At 36.9% G+C, this 14,878-nt stretch carries 17 protein-coding genes and 1 riboswitch; all 17 genes read left to right on the forward strand.

Going from position 1 to position 14,878, the window contains the following annotated elements; translation table 11 throughout:
• Nucleotides 1-131 precede the first annotated feature (131 nt).
• The 17 genes from V7D18_RS05120 to V7D18_RS05200 all read left to right on the forward strand — a co-directional run bounded on the left by V7D18_RS05120 (nucleotide 132) and on the right by V7D18_RS05200 (nucleotide 14,826).
• A complete protein-coding gene (locus V7D18_RS05120; protein WP_426152094.1) occupies nucleotides 132-1,181 on the forward strand; it encodes an ATPase, T2SS/T4P/T4SS family in 1,050 nt (349 codons plus the stop codon).
• Nucleotides 1,178-2,680, forward strand: a complete 1,503-nt coding sequence (locus V7D18_RS05125; RefSeq protein ID WP_426152096.1) for a hypothetical protein — start codon at nucleotides 1,178-1,180, stop codon at nucleotides 2,678-2,680. Before V7D18_RS05120 ends, V7D18_RS05125 begins: the two co-directional genes overlap by 4 nt.
• A gap of 12 nt (nucleotides 2,681-2,692) precedes the next feature.
• On the forward strand, nucleotides 2,693-3,034 hold the full coding sequence (locus tag V7D18_RS05130) for a hypothetical protein (protein ID WP_426152098.1): 342 nt from the start codon (nucleotides 2,693-2,695) through the stop codon (nucleotides 3,032-3,034).
• Between the two features lie 128 nt (nucleotides 3,035-3,162).
• Nucleotides 3,163-3,315 (forward strand): hypothetical protein, encoded by a 153-nt coding sequence (locus tag V7D18_RS05135; RefSeq protein WP_426152100.1) that lies wholly within the window; start codon nucleotides 3,163-3,165, stop codon nucleotides 3,313-3,315.
• A gap of 1 nt (nucleotide 3,316) precedes the next feature.
• The gene (locus V7D18_RS05140) at nucleotides 3,317-3,853 is read left to right on the forward strand and encodes a hypothetical protein (protein ID WP_426152102.1); all 537 of its coding nucleotides are present in this window, start codon (nucleotides 3,317-3,319) and stop codon (nucleotides 3,851-3,853) included.
• 3 nt (nucleotides 3,854-3,856) lie between these two features.
• Nucleotides 3,857-4,255, forward strand: coding sequence for a hypothetical protein (locus V7D18_RS05145; RefSeq protein WP_426152104.1), 399 nt, complete (start codon nucleotides 3,857-3,859; stop codon nucleotides 4,253-4,255).
• A 19-nt stretch (nucleotides 4,256-4,274) separates the two neighbouring features.
• Complete coding sequence (locus tag V7D18_RS05150) at nucleotides 4,275-5,057, forward strand: hypothetical protein (protein ID WP_426152106.1); 783 nt, start codon at nucleotides 4,275-4,277, stop codon at nucleotides 5,055-5,057.
• Between the two features lie 14 nt (nucleotides 5,058-5,071).
• On the forward strand, nucleotides 5,072-7,159 hold the full coding sequence (locus V7D18_RS05155; RefSeq protein ID WP_426152108.1) for an InlB B-repeat-containing protein: 2,088 nt from the start codon (nucleotides 5,072-5,074) through the stop codon (nucleotides 7,157-7,159).
• A 98-nt stretch (nucleotides 7,160-7,257) separates the two neighbouring features.
• Nucleotides 7,258-7,974: a sulfite exporter TauE/SafE family protein gene (locus V7D18_RS05160; RefSeq protein WP_426152109.1), complete on the forward strand. Its 717-nt coding sequence runs from the start codon at nucleotides 7,258-7,260 to the stop codon at nucleotides 7,972-7,974.
• A gap of 52 nt (nucleotides 7,975-8,026) precedes the next feature.
• Nucleotides 8,027-8,100, forward strand: a riboswitch (Fluoride riboswitch).
• A gap of 50 nt (nucleotides 8,101-8,150) precedes the next feature.
• Nucleotides 8,151-9,329: a cation:proton antiporter gene (locus tag V7D18_RS05165; protein WP_426152111.1), complete on the forward strand. Its 1,179-nt coding sequence runs from the start codon at nucleotides 8,151-8,153 to the stop codon at nucleotides 9,327-9,329.
• Between the two features lie 195 nt (nucleotides 9,330-9,524).
• Nucleotides 9,525-10,526, forward strand: a complete 1,002-nt coding sequence (locus V7D18_RS05170) for a DUF5688 family protein (protein ID WP_426152113.1) — start codon at nucleotides 9,525-9,527, stop codon at nucleotides 10,524-10,526.
• Between the two features lie 10 nt (nucleotides 10,527-10,536).
• A complete protein-coding gene (locus V7D18_RS05175) occupies nucleotides 10,537-10,671 on the forward strand; it encodes a hypothetical protein (protein WP_426152115.1) in 135 nt (44 codons plus the stop codon).
• Nucleotides 10,640-11,197, forward strand: coding sequence for a JAB domain-containing protein (locus V7D18_RS05180; protein WP_426152117.1), 558 nt, complete (start codon nucleotides 10,640-10,642; stop codon nucleotides 11,195-11,197). Before V7D18_RS05175 ends, V7D18_RS05180 begins: the two co-directional genes overlap by 32 nt.
• Nucleotides 11,198-11,202: 5 nt before the next feature.
• Entirely contained in the window at nucleotides 11,203-12,189 is a 987-nt protein-coding gene (locus V7D18_RS05185) for a DUF3991 domain-containing protein (RefSeq protein WP_426152637.1), read from the forward strand.
• Nucleotides 12,190-12,529: 340 nt separating this feature from the next.
• Nucleotides 12,530-13,045 (forward strand): multidrug transporter, encoded by a 516-nt coding sequence (locus V7D18_RS05190; RefSeq protein ID WP_426152119.1) that lies wholly within the window; start codon nucleotides 12,530-12,532, stop codon nucleotides 13,043-13,045.
• A gap of 1 nt (nucleotide 13,046) precedes the next feature.
• Nucleotides 13,047-13,376 (forward strand): MobC family plasmid mobilization relaxosome protein, encoded by a 330-nt coding sequence (locus V7D18_RS05195; RefSeq protein ID WP_426152121.1) that lies wholly within the window; start codon nucleotides 13,047-13,049, stop codon nucleotides 13,374-13,376.
• A complete protein-coding gene (locus V7D18_RS05200; RefSeq protein ID WP_426152123.1) occupies nucleotides 13,366-14,826 on the forward strand; it encodes a relaxase/mobilization nuclease domain-containing protein in 1,461 nt (486 codons plus the stop codon). Before V7D18_RS05195 ends, V7D18_RS05200 begins: the two co-directional genes overlap by 11 nt.
• Nucleotides 14,827-14,878 lie beyond the last annotated feature (52 nt).

Here is a 14,878-nt window from a genome sequence, read left to right on the forward strand (position 1 = left end):
TTCCTTTAAGAACCTGATCGACAGCTTTTTCAACAGAGCAGCAAGTACAATCACAGGCTAATCAGGTAAATATGTAGAAGTGACTATATTACACAAAGAGGGGATATCATCCCCTCTTAGAAAGGAGTTTTATGGAACAAAGTACAAAGTGGGAATTGGTGCCTGCACATTTTGGACCCTTATGGTCGTATGTTAAAGATGATGAAATTACAGATATTGACTTTAATGGAACAGATTTATGGATTACCAATACCGCAAATGAACGAATCAAGGTGGAGGGGCATGGAGTTACAAAGGAATTTATAGAAAAGTTCAGCCATTATATTGCCAATAACGTAAGTAAACCTTTTAACAAAGTGGAGAATCTGCTAGAGGCAGATACAGATACCCTTCGTATCAGTATTGTCCATGAGTCATCCGCAATTTCAGGAAGGTCAGTTTGTATCAGAAAGACCCTTCCGACCGTTCGTATGACAAGAGAAAGTATGATTACGGATGGATACTGTACAAATGAAGTTTTGGAGCTTTTGACGAATTGTGTGAAGGCACGTATGAACTTTGTGTTCTGTGGGGAACCAGGTGTGGGAAAGACAGAAGGAATAAAATTCTTTTCACAGTATATTCATGCAAATGAAAGAGTTATTACCATCGAGGATACCCCAGAACTTCATTACAGAGAAATCAATCCTGAGAAGGATTGCGTGGAATTAATGGTATCGGAAGGGTTCAGCTATACAAAGGCGATTAAGACAAGTCTTAGGCAAAATCCAAAGTGGCTTATGTTATCAGAAGCCCGTTCTGTGGAAGTAAAATATCTGCTTGAGAGCTTATCAACAGGAATTCGTGGATTTACTACGATTCACACGGATGATGTAAGAAAGATACCGGATCGTATTTTAAATATGTTGGCGAGCAGAACCGATGCAGATCGAATGGAGAATGATATTTTCATGTTCATTGATGTTGGGATCTTGGTTCGTAAGAAGCAGATGGAGGATGGCAAAATCAGAAGATATATTGATCAGGTTTGCTTTTTCTATCGTAAAGATGGATGCAATGTAATATTTCCAGTGGTATTGAATGGAGAGCTGGTAGAGAAGAGTCTTCCAGAACCAATTTTTGAGAAATTTGAACGAATGGGAATTACACCATTTTCAGAGGTAGGAGGGAGTAAACCTTGAAGAAAGAACGAGGAAAAAAGAAAAAAAGTTCACTCAGGTTTTTAAGATATAAGAACCTGACACAGGAACTTGCAAGGTATGGGTATGAGTTTACGCCAAAGAAGGCATTGATTTCCTATGGAATGATTGTATTATTGGCAGCCATCTTTGGATTGCTGTATAAATTACAGTTGCCTTATATTGTAGCTATCGGAATCATTGGGGTTGTGTTCTCGCCACTGGTTCTGATTCAGACTATGAAGGGTAAATATCATACGACCATGTTTTCTATGGCAAATAATTATATGGAACAGTTCTTGTATTCTTTTAAGAGGAACAAGACTGTGCTGAATGCATTAACAGAAACAGCTACTATTTTTGATGATGGAGAATTTCATGAGATACTGCTTCGGGCAATCGAACATATTCAGTATGCCACAGATAGCGAAGATCCAGAACAGGAAGCATTAGCGAAGGTTAGTGAATTCTTTCATTGTGAAAGAGTCGATGCCGTTCATTCCTTTGTGATGGGTGCCCAGAGGCGTGGTGGTGATGCAGGTGGCAGCATTGCATTGCTATCGAAGAACAGAGCCATGTGGGCAGAACGAATCATCAATCTGCAAAAGGAATATCAGATTGTAAAGAGAAACATCATGATTGCTTTAGTAGCAACGTTACTAATCTGTATTCTTCCCCTTTATCTATTAGGTGGAGATTTGGATATCAGTGCAATTCCTTTATGTCAGATATCAGCAGTTGTGTTGATTGGTATCTGCATGCTCATCTATGTGAAGTCGGATAAGAAGTTATGCAGAAGCTGGATAGAGAAAGAAACGGACAGCACGGGAATGGAGAATAAGTATCTTCAGGTCAGAAATTATGATGAAGCTAAGGAAGCTAAAAGTAGCCAGAAGATGGCAGTCATTCCGGCAATCCTTTTTATCGGTGCATTTGTATATATTCAGAATATAGCCGTACTAGTGGCTGGGGCTGTAGTGGTACTATTTTTCCTGAATCAGCACAAGGTTGGTCATAATCTGGCAATGAAAAAGGTTTTAAGGGAAATCGAAAAGCAGTTTCCTAATTGGCTGATGGAAGTAGCACTTCTGTTACAGACAGATAATGTACAGATGGCAATTCGTAAATCATTAGATAGTGCTCCAGAAGTACTGATTCATGCATTAGATGAATTGATCTATGATTTAGAGGAAGATCCAAATGCGATTGAGCCATATCACAGGTTCTTAAAAGAATATCGAAATCCAGATGTGCAGTCAGCCATGAAGATGCTTTACGCATTATCCAGTGGAAATGCGGGGGATGTGACAAAACAGGTAGAAGAGCTGATTGACCGTAATAACGCTATGATGGATAAGGCAGAGAAATTAGAGCAGGAAGATAAGATTGCCGGAATGAAGGTATATATCTTACTACCATCCTTATTAGCTTCTTTTAAGTTGATGGTGGATATGGCACTGCTATTAGTAGTGTTCCTTCAAAACCTGACCTTTGGAATGTAGGAGGAAGAGATTATGAGTACAACGATAAAGACATATGTGGGCATTTTCATACTCCTGTTATCCGTATTTTCTATGGCGGGAGTGATGTCAGCCTGTATTGATGCAAATAATGCAAGGGACTTTCATGCTTCTGTAATGGCAGAGATAGAAGATTCCAACTTTGCACCAAGTGTTATCAGTGCATGTAAAGCACAAGCAGAAAATGCAGGGTATGAATTGTTAATTGACAGTAACAGCGTAGTCAAAGATGAAGATGGGAAACCGACTCTGATGGAAATAATCTTAAAATATGAATATCATATTGATTTCTTTGGAGTGGTAAGTTCTCAGCAGATTCGTGGGTTTGCAAGATAGAGGAGGCGGAGACGATGAAGTTAATTATGGAGCAGTTTGGAAGTAGCATTATTTATGCGATTGCAGGAAGTGGAATGGTAGCAATTCTGATTGGTTTTTTAAAGGTAATCAGTAGTTAGGAGGAAAGGATGCAAGAAATATTTGAAGAATATGGAGAGTTTATAATTGAAGCAATCAGTGGTGTGCTTTTACTTGGAATACTTGCTCTTTTCTTTTTAGGAACTCCCATGATCACAATGATACAAAAATTTATCACGAGTGTGTTAGGAGGCGGTATGTAAAATGAAAGTGATATTTCAGGAATTTGGAACAGCTATTATTGCAATTATAACAGCCGCTCTTATTATTGGAATTTTATTTGGAATTTCTGTATCAGGTAGGCATGGAATTCTAGAAATTGCAGGCACTGCAACAAACAAAGTAGAGGTTGATTATACTTCTTATAGTGACTTTGATTCAGTAGTCACATGGCATAATCGGACAAAACCGGTTGCAGCATATACGGCAACTTTTGGAAGATTCTTTGCAATTGAAAATACAAGTTTTCTAGAGCGATATTATGCAAAGGATATGGAAGGAAGTATTTATCCAATGGATGAAGTAATCATTGCAAAGTTGTTTACAAATAATATGTTTGGTAAACTATTAGATATCAGAAAAGCAGATGGAACAAGTGTTATGAGTGCTTATTCAGAGGTTAATGGAAGTATCCGATTTCCAAGTGCAGGAGTCTATGAGGTCTATTTCCAGATCAGAGACAGAGAAAATCTGACCAGTGTCTGGAAGATACCGATTGCTGTGGATGAGAGGAGGAATTAGCCGATGAAGAGTGTATTTTTAGGATTTGGAATTACGATTTGTTCTATTATATCCATTGTTATCGTCATGACTCTTTGCGGTACAAATATGAGGCAGAATGAGTTAAATAGGGCAGTTGATAGTGCAATAAAGGATACGGTGGAGAATCAATTTGATGACACAACCTATTCTGTAAATAGCAATGATGAGTTTGTGGCTGATTTTATGGAAGTTTTGTTAGTACAAATTAATTCAGATTGTTCCGTGGTAGTAAATGTACTGGATGTAGATTATCAAAAGGGTCTATTATCTGTTGAAGTGATTGAAAAATATACACATCCCATTGGAACAGAAGGGAAAGTTTCTGTAAAGCGAACGGTAATTATGGAGCAATACACTGTGCCAGTTGGTGGGGCAAGATGAAATTAGAAGGAGGATTTGGATGAAAGAGCCGTTAAAGAAGTTTTGGAAGAACCACTTGAAACCAGTGATTGCAGTTTTTCTACTGTCATTAATGGTTGCTGGTATTATGATTTATAGCAATTTGGATTCAAAAGATGATCCAGTTAAGGTAGTCGTAGATACGGATACTATAGATACTCAAATAACAAAGGAATCTGAGATAAAAGAAGTAAGAACAGATACTGTAACAGAAGAGTCAACAGCTACAGAGAATACTACCAATGAGGCAACAGAAGTAGCTTCTGCGGTAGAAAGCAAATCGACAGAGAAACCAGAAGTAGAAAATAAGGATGTTACAAAAACAAACGATGAAGTTTCTGATGAGAAAGAAACAAAAGAGAAGAAATCAGAGGAATCAGAAGCAACGGTACCTACAACACCACCAGCAACAATAACTCCAGTACTGGAAAACAAGTACGTTCCAATTTCAGAGGGATGGAAATCTTCTGAAACAGCAAAGGGAGATATAACAGCTGCTCAAAAAGCAGATATAGATAGTATGATTGAAAGCTGGAAGAGTGGTACCATGACTGATGCAGAGCTGAAAGAAAAAATCATAGTATATTTGGAGGGGCAAGGTATTGAGTATATGGAAGTCAGTATTACCAGTAAAGGATATGCACTGTATGATGTATTACCAGAAGTTGATTTAAGAGATGGTGGAAATCTGTATTCTTTTGTAGGAACTTACAGCTCGGGAAAGCAGAATCCGGATGGAACCAATAAAACGGTGTGTTACAATTGGTCAGCATTTGTATTTTAGGAGGAATTGAATAAATGAAGAAATCATGGAAAACAGGCTTACTCAGTCTGTTTTTCTTTTTGTCAATAATAGGAATTGCCGTAGTAGTCCCGCCCCAAGAAGTTAGGGCTGGAAACTTTAATAATGCCGTTGATTTTTATAATAATTATGGATCAGGCATTGTGTTTAAAGATGGTTATTTCTATTACGCGACAAGGGGAAAAGCAGCAACAGCCAATGTTAGTACAACACATTGGAGTACCATTGGTTATCGCATGAGGGTAAATACAAGTTCGCAATCCACATATATTTACTTTAATTTGTCTGGGTACACGGTAGAAACAGTAAATGAAGTGTATTCAGACGGATACATTTATGATTTATGTAGGATTAATCTTAGTTATGTGAAATCAAAATTGGCGCAGACAAACCGGACTGCGTATAACGAATTCATTATAAATGGAGGGTATTTAATTGTAGACAGTTGCATGATTACTGTCAAAATTGACAAGTACGGAAATCGTACAAACAGTGGTTCTATGGATGATTACGGAAACTTCTGGGGAAGTGTCTATACAGATTATAACGGTATAGCGAACGCTGCACCGTGGAGCAATCCAAGCTCCCTGCACAGTTATTTTAATAAGACTATTAATTATGTGACAGAATTAAAATCCAGGCAGGTTGTATATGTAAGATATCAGAATGTTGATGGTGATTATGGAGGATATAGTGTAGTAATTAACAAGGATTATGTTTATGGAGAGACCGTTTCATGGTCAAGAAATGCAGATGCTTGCTATAATGCTGCAAGTATTTCCTATACAGCGAAGCAAGATAAAACGTCCTATGTTTCTGTTACTAGAAAGCAATATGTGCAGAATGTGTTTGTGAAATATCAGGATGCTAACGGAAATTATAGTGGAGATTGGGGACTGGCAAAAAGTCAAAATCTGTATTATGGTTCTAGTTTTGAATGGTCATACGGGGGAAATGATTGTTACAATGCAACTTCAATCAGTAAGTATACTGTGATAGAGGCAAAGAACCACTATATCTATATTTCGAGGAAGAAGTATATAGTAAGTGTAAGTGATGGTACTGGAATTGAAAGTGTGTCTGGTGGTGGCAGTTATTATTATGGAGCAACTTCTACAGTGGATGCAGCTGTGAAAACAGGTTATACGTGGAAGAATTGGAGTGGTACTTATACTTCTGCTAGCAAGAGGTATTCCTTTACTGTGGTAGGAAATACAGCATTAACTGCAAATGCAGAAGCAAACACGTATTACATTGTATTTTATCCAAACGGTGGAAGTGGGACAATGACAACAATGACTTGTAAGTATGATCAAACATATACATTGCCAGCAATGAGTTTTACACCACCGGCACATCCTTGTACTTACCTTGGATGGAATACGGATGCCAATGCTTATTCTGCAAGTTATTCTGAAAGACAGCAGATTCGAAATCTGACAATTGTAGATGGATATACCTTTTATTTTCATGCTATATGGGATTATGCACCGGAGCTGACATGCAGTGACAGGTATTTTACTTTATATGAAGCGAAAACCGGTGTGATAACTGAGGCTGAGTTACTTCGAACAGTAAAATCGATAGATCGAGAGGATGGGACAACGCAGATCAGGGTAAAAAACTATTCACCTTCAATGTTCACAAGCTTCACAAGTTCAGGAGAATTGGTAATTGCCTATACTACGACTGATAGCAGAAATAATACGACTGAGAAGCAGGTTAAAGTTACAATAGTTGATACAGATGCAACCGTAGAAAGTCCGATGGACTTTGATGGGAAGAAACAATATGTAAGGTTTATTGCCGCAGATTATTTTCAGAAAGATTTTGTATATGGTGGATTAGAAGCAACTTCAAAGTGGAGAAGTGATGTGACTTACAAAGATACTCTGGAAGCAGCAATGTACAATGTGAAAGGTGAAGCTGGTAATTGGTCACATACAGTGCAGACTTGGGAATTCTCAAAGCAGGATATTGATCAGGTTAAGTTATATGTAACAAATCATGGTATGGGTAACGTGAATATAGAAACAGGTCTAATAGAATTTTTGTTTTCTTTTATACAAAATAGAATGAATTAGTCGAAACTGATATTACAGGAAAAAATTATTACTAAGTGAAATAGGTATTATGTTGTGCTATAATATCTGCAATAAATAAATTTAATGGAGTGAAAGCTTTGGAATACATTATATTAATAATAGCTAGCTTTTTAGCTGCTTTTGTATCGGGAGCCGCAGGATTTGGCGGTGCATTATTATTGCTTCCTGTAGTTACAGTTTATGTAGGTGCCGAAGTTGCAGTACCAGTCCTGACTATAGCACAGCTAATCGGAAATCTTTCGAGAATGGCATTTGGTTTTAAAGAAATTAAATGGAAGTTCGTTGGTCTGTTTTGTGTTGGAGCGATTCCATTATCGATACTTGGTGCTTTTGGATTTTCAATACTTCCTAAAGACATGGTAACACGGTTTATAGGTGCAGTCCTTATTGGAATGGTAGCTATTAAAACAGTGAAAAAGATTGAGTTTAAAGGTGGTACGAAAACTTTGATTTTTGGAGGATGTTTTGTAGGATTGCTGTCAGGGCTTGCAGGGAGTGCCGGACCATTAGGAGCAGCTATTTTTCTTTCCTTAGGATTACCACCAGTAGCTTATATTGCAAGTGAGGCATCTACAGCAACAGTGATGCACATAGTCAAGACTATTGTATATGGGAAATTGATGAACATTAGTTTAGAAGCAGCTTTTACAGGAGTCTTGATGGGAGCAGCTATGATTTTCGGAACATTTTGTGCAAATCGAATTATTAAAAAAATGAGTAAGGATAATTTTCAGAAGTATGTTTCCGTTCTACTTTGTATAGTTGGAGTCTACATGATCATATTTGGTGCATAGACTAACAAGTTACAAATAGCAATTGCAATTGTGCTAAAATTGTGATACTATCTCAATTGTTGGGAATGAAGTTCTCCCCTGGTAATATACCTAAACCGCATTTATGCTGATGACTTCTGCGAAAATTACGCAGAAATTATCAGCTTTTTTAATTTCTGCAATATAAGGAGGATTTTATGCTTACAAGTTTAGCACTCATTTTTTTACTAGGCCTTACCTTAGGCAAAATATTTAACAAGCTCAAGCTCCCCAGTTTGCTTGGAATGATTCTTACAGGAATGATTTTAAGTCCCTATGCTTTAAATCTTTTGGATTCATCTATACTAGAGATTTCTCCAGATATGAGACAGTTAGCCTTAATTATCATATTGACAAGAGCTGGGCTATCATTAGATATTTCTGATTTGAAAAAGGTTGGTAGACCAGCAATCTTAATGTGTTTTGTCCCAGCATGTTTTGAAATAATAGGTGTTCTAGTGATTGCACCAAGAGTATTAGGAATCACTTATTTGGAAGCTGCGATAATGGGAAGTGTAATAGCAGCAGTATCTCCAGCAGTTATTGTGCCAAGAATGATTAAAATTATGGAAGAAGGATATGGAAAAGAAAGAAGTATCCCTCAGTTAATATTAGCTGGTGCTTCTGTAGATGATGTATTTGTTATTGTTTTGTTTACTGCTTTTACTTCATTAGCAACAGGAGGAGAAGTATCAGTAACAAATTTTTTGCAAATACCAATAGCTATTTTACTTGGCATCGTAACAGGCGTATTAGTAGGACTTGGTTTAACTATTTTTTTTCGGAAATTTCATATGAGAGATACAGTGAAATTAATCATTATTCTCAGCATTTCCTGTCTTTTAGTTGAATTACAGAACAGATTAGAAGGAATTGTTCCAATTTCTGGATTGCTTGCGATTATGAGTATGGGTATAGCAATCTATCAGAAACATAATATTTTGGCAAAAAGACTTTCTGTAAAATATAATAAATTATGGGTAGCTGCAGAAGTATTATTATTTGTATTAGTTGGAGCAACTGTTGATTTGCAATATGCTATAAAAGCCGGATTATTGGCAGTAATAATTGTATTGGGAGCTTTGATTTTTAGAATGTTTGGAGTTTTAGTTTGTTTGATTAAAACGAAGCTTACAAGAAAAGAAAGAATGTTTTGTATGGTTGCATATACACCGAAAGCTACAGTTCAAGCAGCAATAGGTGCCGTACCACTTGCTATGGGACTTGCTTGTGGGCAGCAGGTATTAACAGTAGCGGTATTATCCATTTTAATAACAGCCCCGTTTGGCGCAATTTGTGTTGATCATTTTTACAAAAAACTGTTGGTCAGAAAATAAATCTATAAATAACAAATCAAGTTCATAAGAAAAAATTGAGAAGGCCGCATATTATGCGGTCTTTTTTGCTGGAGAAATCCAGCATTTTTTGTTTCAGGAGATAGAAAGGAGTCTTTCAATAATGGTGCGTGCCCCACCAAGATTATTTGTGTAACAGGAAGTTAAATTAAGAGAAAATCAGGAGGAAAATTTATTATGAATTATGAATTATTCAAGGAAGTAGTGGCAGAGAAATTTAAAGAATTTATGCCAGAGGAGTACAAAGATTACAAGGTCGATGTACATTCAATAACAAAGGTAAATCAGACAATGGATGGAATTAATCTGATTCCAACAGGTGATGAGAGACTTTCAGCTTCACCAACCATGTATATCAATAACATGTATGAGCACTACAAAGAATGTAATGATTTACAGGAAGTGTTACAGAGTGCAGCAAAGACTATGACAAAAGCATTTGCGGAAGCGCCAGAGATTGGTCCGAAAGTAGATTTTGATCAGGCAAGAGAAAACATTGTTATGGTTCTTGTCAATACAGAACAGAACAAAGAAATGCTTGAAAATATTCCAAGCAGATCATTTCAGGATCTATCTGTTATTTATCGTTGGGTAGTAGATACAAACAGTGAGGGAATTTCAAGTACGATTGTAAATAATGCTCTTGCTGAGAAATTAGGAATGAATGAAGAAGATCTTTATAAAGCAGCTGTTGAGAATACAGTAGTTTTATTCCCACCAACTGTGAAATCTATGAATGATGTTATCAGAGATATGTTTGTAAAAGATGGTATGCCCGGTGAAATCGCAGATATGATGATCGGGGAAGTTCCAGAAGAAAACATGATGTATGTCATTTCAAATGACAGGGGAGTAAATGGTGCTGTTTCTATGTTATATGAGGATAATCTTCATAAGTTAGCTGAAAAGCTGGAGTCTGATCTTTATGTATTACCCTCATCTGTGCACGAAGTAATTGCCGTGTCAGCAAATATGGGAGATCCAAATGACCTTGCCCAGATGGTAAATGAAATTAATATGGATCAGGTATCCCTTGATGAAAGACTTTCCAATCAGGTTTATCACTATGATAAGGATTTAAGAAAGTTAACCCTTGCGACAGATACTCCAAATAAGAGACTGGATGGCATCGTAGCAGAACCTAAGTTAATTTACGATTCAAAGGAACAGTCCAGATAAGGAGGTTTCTATGGAGCGAGAAGTAAAGATACAGACGATGGAGGAGTTGGTAAATCTTGTGAATAGTCTGGAAGGGGACTTTATTATTCATGTAGAACCGGAGGTGGGTGCATATGCCAAGGAAGAAACAGAGCATAGACAGTGATTTTAAGCTGGATGTGGTATCAGTCAGACTGGTTCAGGATTTTCCTTTGCTATCAGACCACAGGATTTGCACCCCAGAAGATGCAATAGATGTAATTGGAAAGTATCTTTGCGAAATGGACAGAGAAGTTGTGTGTGTTGTTAACCTGAAAGGTGACAACACACCAATCAACTGCCATATAGCAAGTATTGGAGCAATTAATCAAGCGGTTGCACATCCGAGAGAGCTATTAAAGTCAACGATACTATCCAACGCTGCAAGTATGATTATCGTCCATTGCCACCCTTCGTCAAATCTTACACCATCAAAGGAAGATACCATGGTGACAGATCGCATGCTTAAACTATCTGAACTTATTGGCATACCACTTCTGGATCACATTATTGTTGGCGGTGATAATACGAAGTATTTCAGTTTTAAAGCTAAGGGAGTTTTAAAGAATCAGACGGTTACCCTTCAAACGAACTATGAGACACTGGACTTTTCTCAGACGGTAATTGTAGCAGAAAAGGGGAGGGGAAGGTGAGCACAATGGAAAGATTTATAGAAGAAGAACTTGCGATTGCAAAATCCGTTGATCTATGTGCAGTAGCTGAATATTTAGGATATACCATCAGGCGTGTAGGCAAATATTACACCATTAAAGAAATGGATTCGATTCGCATATATAGCCGGAGTCACTGGTTTCGATGGTCAAGACAATATGAGAAGGGTGAAAATGGTGGATCACAGATTGATTTCATGCGGGTTTTTGCAGGAATGGAAGTAAAAGAGGCAGTATTCTGGTTACTTGATTTTGCAGGTTATAGAAGGATTGAAGAACCTGAAAACAGAATAGTTTTAAAAAACCAAGTGGTAGACAAACAAGAAGAGAAGAAAACATTTATATTACCAGTCGCTGCTGGAAGTAACACCTATCTTATTTCCTATCTGAATCAAGAACGTGCAATTAGTAAGGTTATTATTGATTATTTCATCAAAAAAGAGTTAATTTATGAGGCCAGAGGTTATCACAACATTGTGTTTAAAGGAAATGATAAAGCTGGTATTACCAGATTTGCCAGTATGCGTGGAGTCTTTGACAAAGAAGGTAGGGCATTTAAGTGTGATGTCGCGGGAAACGATAAACGGTATGGTTTTAATGATGTAAATGAAAATAGTGATGTACTTGTAGTATTTGAATCGGCAATTGATCTTATGAGTTACATGGATATCTGTGCTGATTATGAAAGTAATAAACTTGCACTTGGGATGCTTTCAGATGCGCCTCTTGAAACCTTTCTTACAGAGCATCCTCAGATTGTAACATTACGATTTTGCCTGGATAATGATGAACCTGGCAGAAAAGCAGCAGTAGAACTGATGGAAAAATATTATCAGAATGGGTATGAGGTAGAAGATTGCCCACCACCAGTAGGATATAAAGATTACAATGAGTGGCTTAAGGCTACAAAATTATTGCAAAGAGTACCTGAAGAAAAAGCCGTTATGAAAAGTGCACATGGAATGGCAAAGTGAGTCGGTTTTCTATAATGAAAATAAAAAACCATAACCACAATTCCTAACGTATTTTTATACCTGAAACATGCTACCTAAAAATGTTCAAAAAATACATTAGGAAAAGTATATGGGAAAAGCCATTTCCTAACGGAAAAGTATAATGAAAACAGCAAAGTATAACGGTTTTCTATAATGGTATATAAATATCAGGGGTTTCAGGGGAGTTTACTCCTCTGACAGGGTGCAGATAGCCAGAGATGGCTTATCTGCGTATCCTGCCATGTCGGTGGCTTTACTACTGACATGGGAAAGGAACAAAGCTATTTATAGAAAACAGGTAAAGGAGGTGCACGATAGCATGGAGGGAGAAGTTACTTTATTTGAAAAACCAGAGGAATTAATCAGATGGTTGGATGAAAATGATCTTCTGATGGGATTAGAAGAAATGGATGCAGAGATACTTCTTAATTACATGGAAGGTCATGGTTACAGTATTGGAAGCAGGGATGGGAAACTTGTAAGAACAGATATATGTGAAGAAAATGGTGAAGTAGAAGATTATTCCATTGATGATGTGATTGATGCAGTCTGCGAATGGAATTACGAATTGGTGTTAGAAGCTTCTGATGAAAGAGATAACCCAAGTGATTTCATTGATTTTTGCAGAAGTCAGAGCAGGTATGATTCCTATAAGGAAGATGAAAAATGTTTGGATAAGATGTTTGATAAAACCTGTTATGGCAAGGAAGTTGAAGAACTGGCCACTAGATTAGCAAACGAAGCTATTAAAAGGATGGAAGAAAGTAAGAAGTTGGAGACAGTGTCTGAAAATGTGCTAGCGTACCAGATAGATAAGAAAGAAATGGTGAGATAGCATGGCGGATACGATTCATTGTATTAAAAAGACACTGCGACTGATGCCTGTAGAAGCCAAAATGTTAGCTGAAAAAGCAGAAGCAGTGGGTATGTGTGAAGCAGATTATCTTCGCCTATTGATAAGTCAGAAACCAAACGATTATCCGGAAATTAGAAAACTTCTAAAAAATCTCATCAATGAAATTAATCATATTGGTACGAATGTGAATCAAATCGTTCATAACCACAACATGGAGTTTTATAGCAAAGAGGATAAGGAAAGACTCTTTGCCTATCTTCGTAAATTAAATCTGGTGGTTAAAGAGGTGGTGGCTGAAATTGGCGATTAGTAAAATTCTTTATATGAAGGATTGTGGTAATCATTTTCCTGGAAAGCATTTGAAGGTAGCAATCGATTATATCTTAAAGCAGGAAAAGACACAAAATGGAATGTATGTAGCAGGACTAAATTGTCAGCCAGATGCAGCCTATGAACAGATGAAGCAGACTAAGACTAAGTTTGGAAAAACAGATAAAAGGCAAGGGTATCACTTGATTATTTCATTTGAAGAAGGGGAAGTTGATGCAAAGAAGGCGTTTGAAGTCATAGGGAAATTTGCAAAAGAGTATCTGGGGAATGATTATGAGGCAGTTTATGCGGTGCATGATAATACGGATCACGTTCATGGGCACATCGTATTTAATAGCGTCAGCTTTCGAGATGGCAGTAAGTATCACTATAAAAAGGGAGATTGGGCAAGGAATATTCAGCCAATAACCAATAAAATCTGTGAAGAGTATGGGCTATCTACTATTCAAATTGAAGAAGATAGGGCAAAGGCTAGTGAGCATTATAAGGAATGGAACGAATATCGGGATGGCAAGTTCGTATGGGGTGATATGATAAAAAGAGATTTAGATGCTTGTATTATTCAGGCTCCCACTTTTGATAGTTTTCTGGAATTATTAGCTGATAAAGGATATGAAATTAAGCAGGGTAAATATTTTGCAATAAAACCTCCAGGGATGAGCAGGTATAAAAGATGTAAGTCATTAGGCGATGAATATTCTGAAGAAGTAATAAGAGAGCGCATTCGTAGGGAGGATCTTTCGAATTATAAACCTTATGAAAAAAAAGAACAGCCAAGAATTGTATACTGCAAAGTAAAACGGTTTAAAAGGAGCAAATTTTCTGGACTTCAAAAGAAGTATTTTGCGAAACTTTATAGAACGGGTCAGCTTAAGAAAAAACCATATTCACAGGCATGGAAGTACGAGGATGATATTAGGAAAATGCACAAGTTACAAGAGCAGTACCTCTTTTTGAATAGGCATGATATTCATAGTGTTGTGGAGCTTGTATCAACAGCAGAGTATCTGACGGATAAAAAGAAAGAAGTATCAAAGGAGAAAAGCAAGGTGTTTAAAGAACGTGCAAAGTATCATTCGTTATTTAAAATGCTTGAGGAAGTCAGTGAATTAAAAGAATGTGAAAGTAGTTTCCAATCTGGAGATAACTTCTTTGTAGATGAACATATCCAGTGGATAAGCTTAGTTGAAAAATTACAAAAACAGGGATATTCCATTGAAGAGGTAGAAAAGTTAAAGGAGCATTATCGTATGGAAATAGCCAGAGTAAGAAATTTAGAAAAGGCATCTTTTAAGGAACTAAATTTAGCTAAGTCAATTCTTGGTGAAATTACAAAAGAATCAGATGCTAGGAGTGAAGAGAAAGAGACGAAGCAGAAAATTGAAGAAATAAGTCATAAGAATAATGAGGTAAAGCAGCCAAATCGTTAGGCTGTATTTTTTTGCGCAAGTTTTATAAATGAATGAACAAGTAAAAATCAAG

Origin of the sequence: Lacrimispora sp. 38-1, from assembly GCF_049890855.1 — a bacterium.
In the GTDB taxonomy this organism is placed as follows: domain Bacteria; phylum Bacillota; class Clostridia; order Lachnospirales; family Lachnospiraceae; genus Lacrimispora.

Excerpts from the sequence above, each read along its gene's own strand:
- V7D18_RS05120 (WP_426152094.1), top strand. The coding sequence starts at position 132 with ATGGAACAAAGTACAAAGTGGGAATTGGTGCCTGCACATTTTGGACCC.
- V7D18_RS05130 (WP_426152098.1), top strand. The coding sequence starts at position 2,693 with ATGAGTACAACGATAAAGACATATGTGGGCATTTTCATACTCCTGTTA.
- V7D18_RS05135 (WP_426152100.1), top strand. The coding sequence starts at position 3,163 with ATGCAAGAAATATTTGAAGAATATGGAGAGTTTATAATTGAAGCAATC.
- V7D18_RS05140 (WP_426152102.1), top strand. The coding sequence starts at position 3,317 with ATGAAAGTGATATTTCAGGAATTTGGAACAGCTATTATTGCAATTATA.
- V7D18_RS05145 (WP_426152104.1), top strand. The coding sequence starts at position 3,857 with ATGAAGAGTGTATTTTTAGGATTTGGAATTACGATTTGTTCTATTATA.
- V7D18_RS05150 (WP_426152106.1), top strand. The coding sequence starts at position 4,275 with ATGAAAGAGCCGTTAAAGAAGTTTTGGAAGAACCACTTGAAACCAGTG.
- V7D18_RS05155 (WP_426152108.1), top strand. The coding sequence starts at position 5,072 with ATGAAGAAATCATGGAAAACAGGCTTACTCAGTCTGTTTTTCTTTTTG.
- V7D18_RS05165 (WP_426152111.1), top strand. The coding sequence starts at position 8,151 with ATGCTTACAAGTTTAGCACTCATTTTTTTACTAGGCCTTACCTTAGGC.
- V7D18_RS05170 (WP_426152113.1), top strand. The coding sequence starts at position 9,525 with ATGAATTATGAATTATTCAAGGAAGTAGTGGCAGAGAAATTTAAAGAA.
- V7D18_RS05175 (WP_426152115.1), top strand. The coding sequence starts at position 10,537 with ATGGAGCGAGAAGTAAAGATACAGACGATGGAGGAGTTGGTAAATCTT.
- V7D18_RS05180 (WP_426152117.1), top strand. The coding sequence starts at position 10,640 with ATGCCAAGGAAGAAACAGAGCATAGACAGTGATTTTAAGCTGGATGTG.
- V7D18_RS05185 (WP_426152637.1), top strand. The coding sequence starts at position 11,203 with ATGGAAAGATTTATAGAAGAAGAACTTGCGATTGCAAAATCCGTTGAT.
- V7D18_RS05190 (WP_426152119.1), top strand. The coding sequence starts at position 12,530 with ATGGAGGGAGAAGTTACTTTATTTGAAAAACCAGAGGAATTAATCAGA.
- V7D18_RS05195 (WP_426152121.1), top strand. The coding sequence starts at position 13,047 with ATGGCGGATACGATTCATTGTATTAAAAAGACACTGCGACTGATGCCT.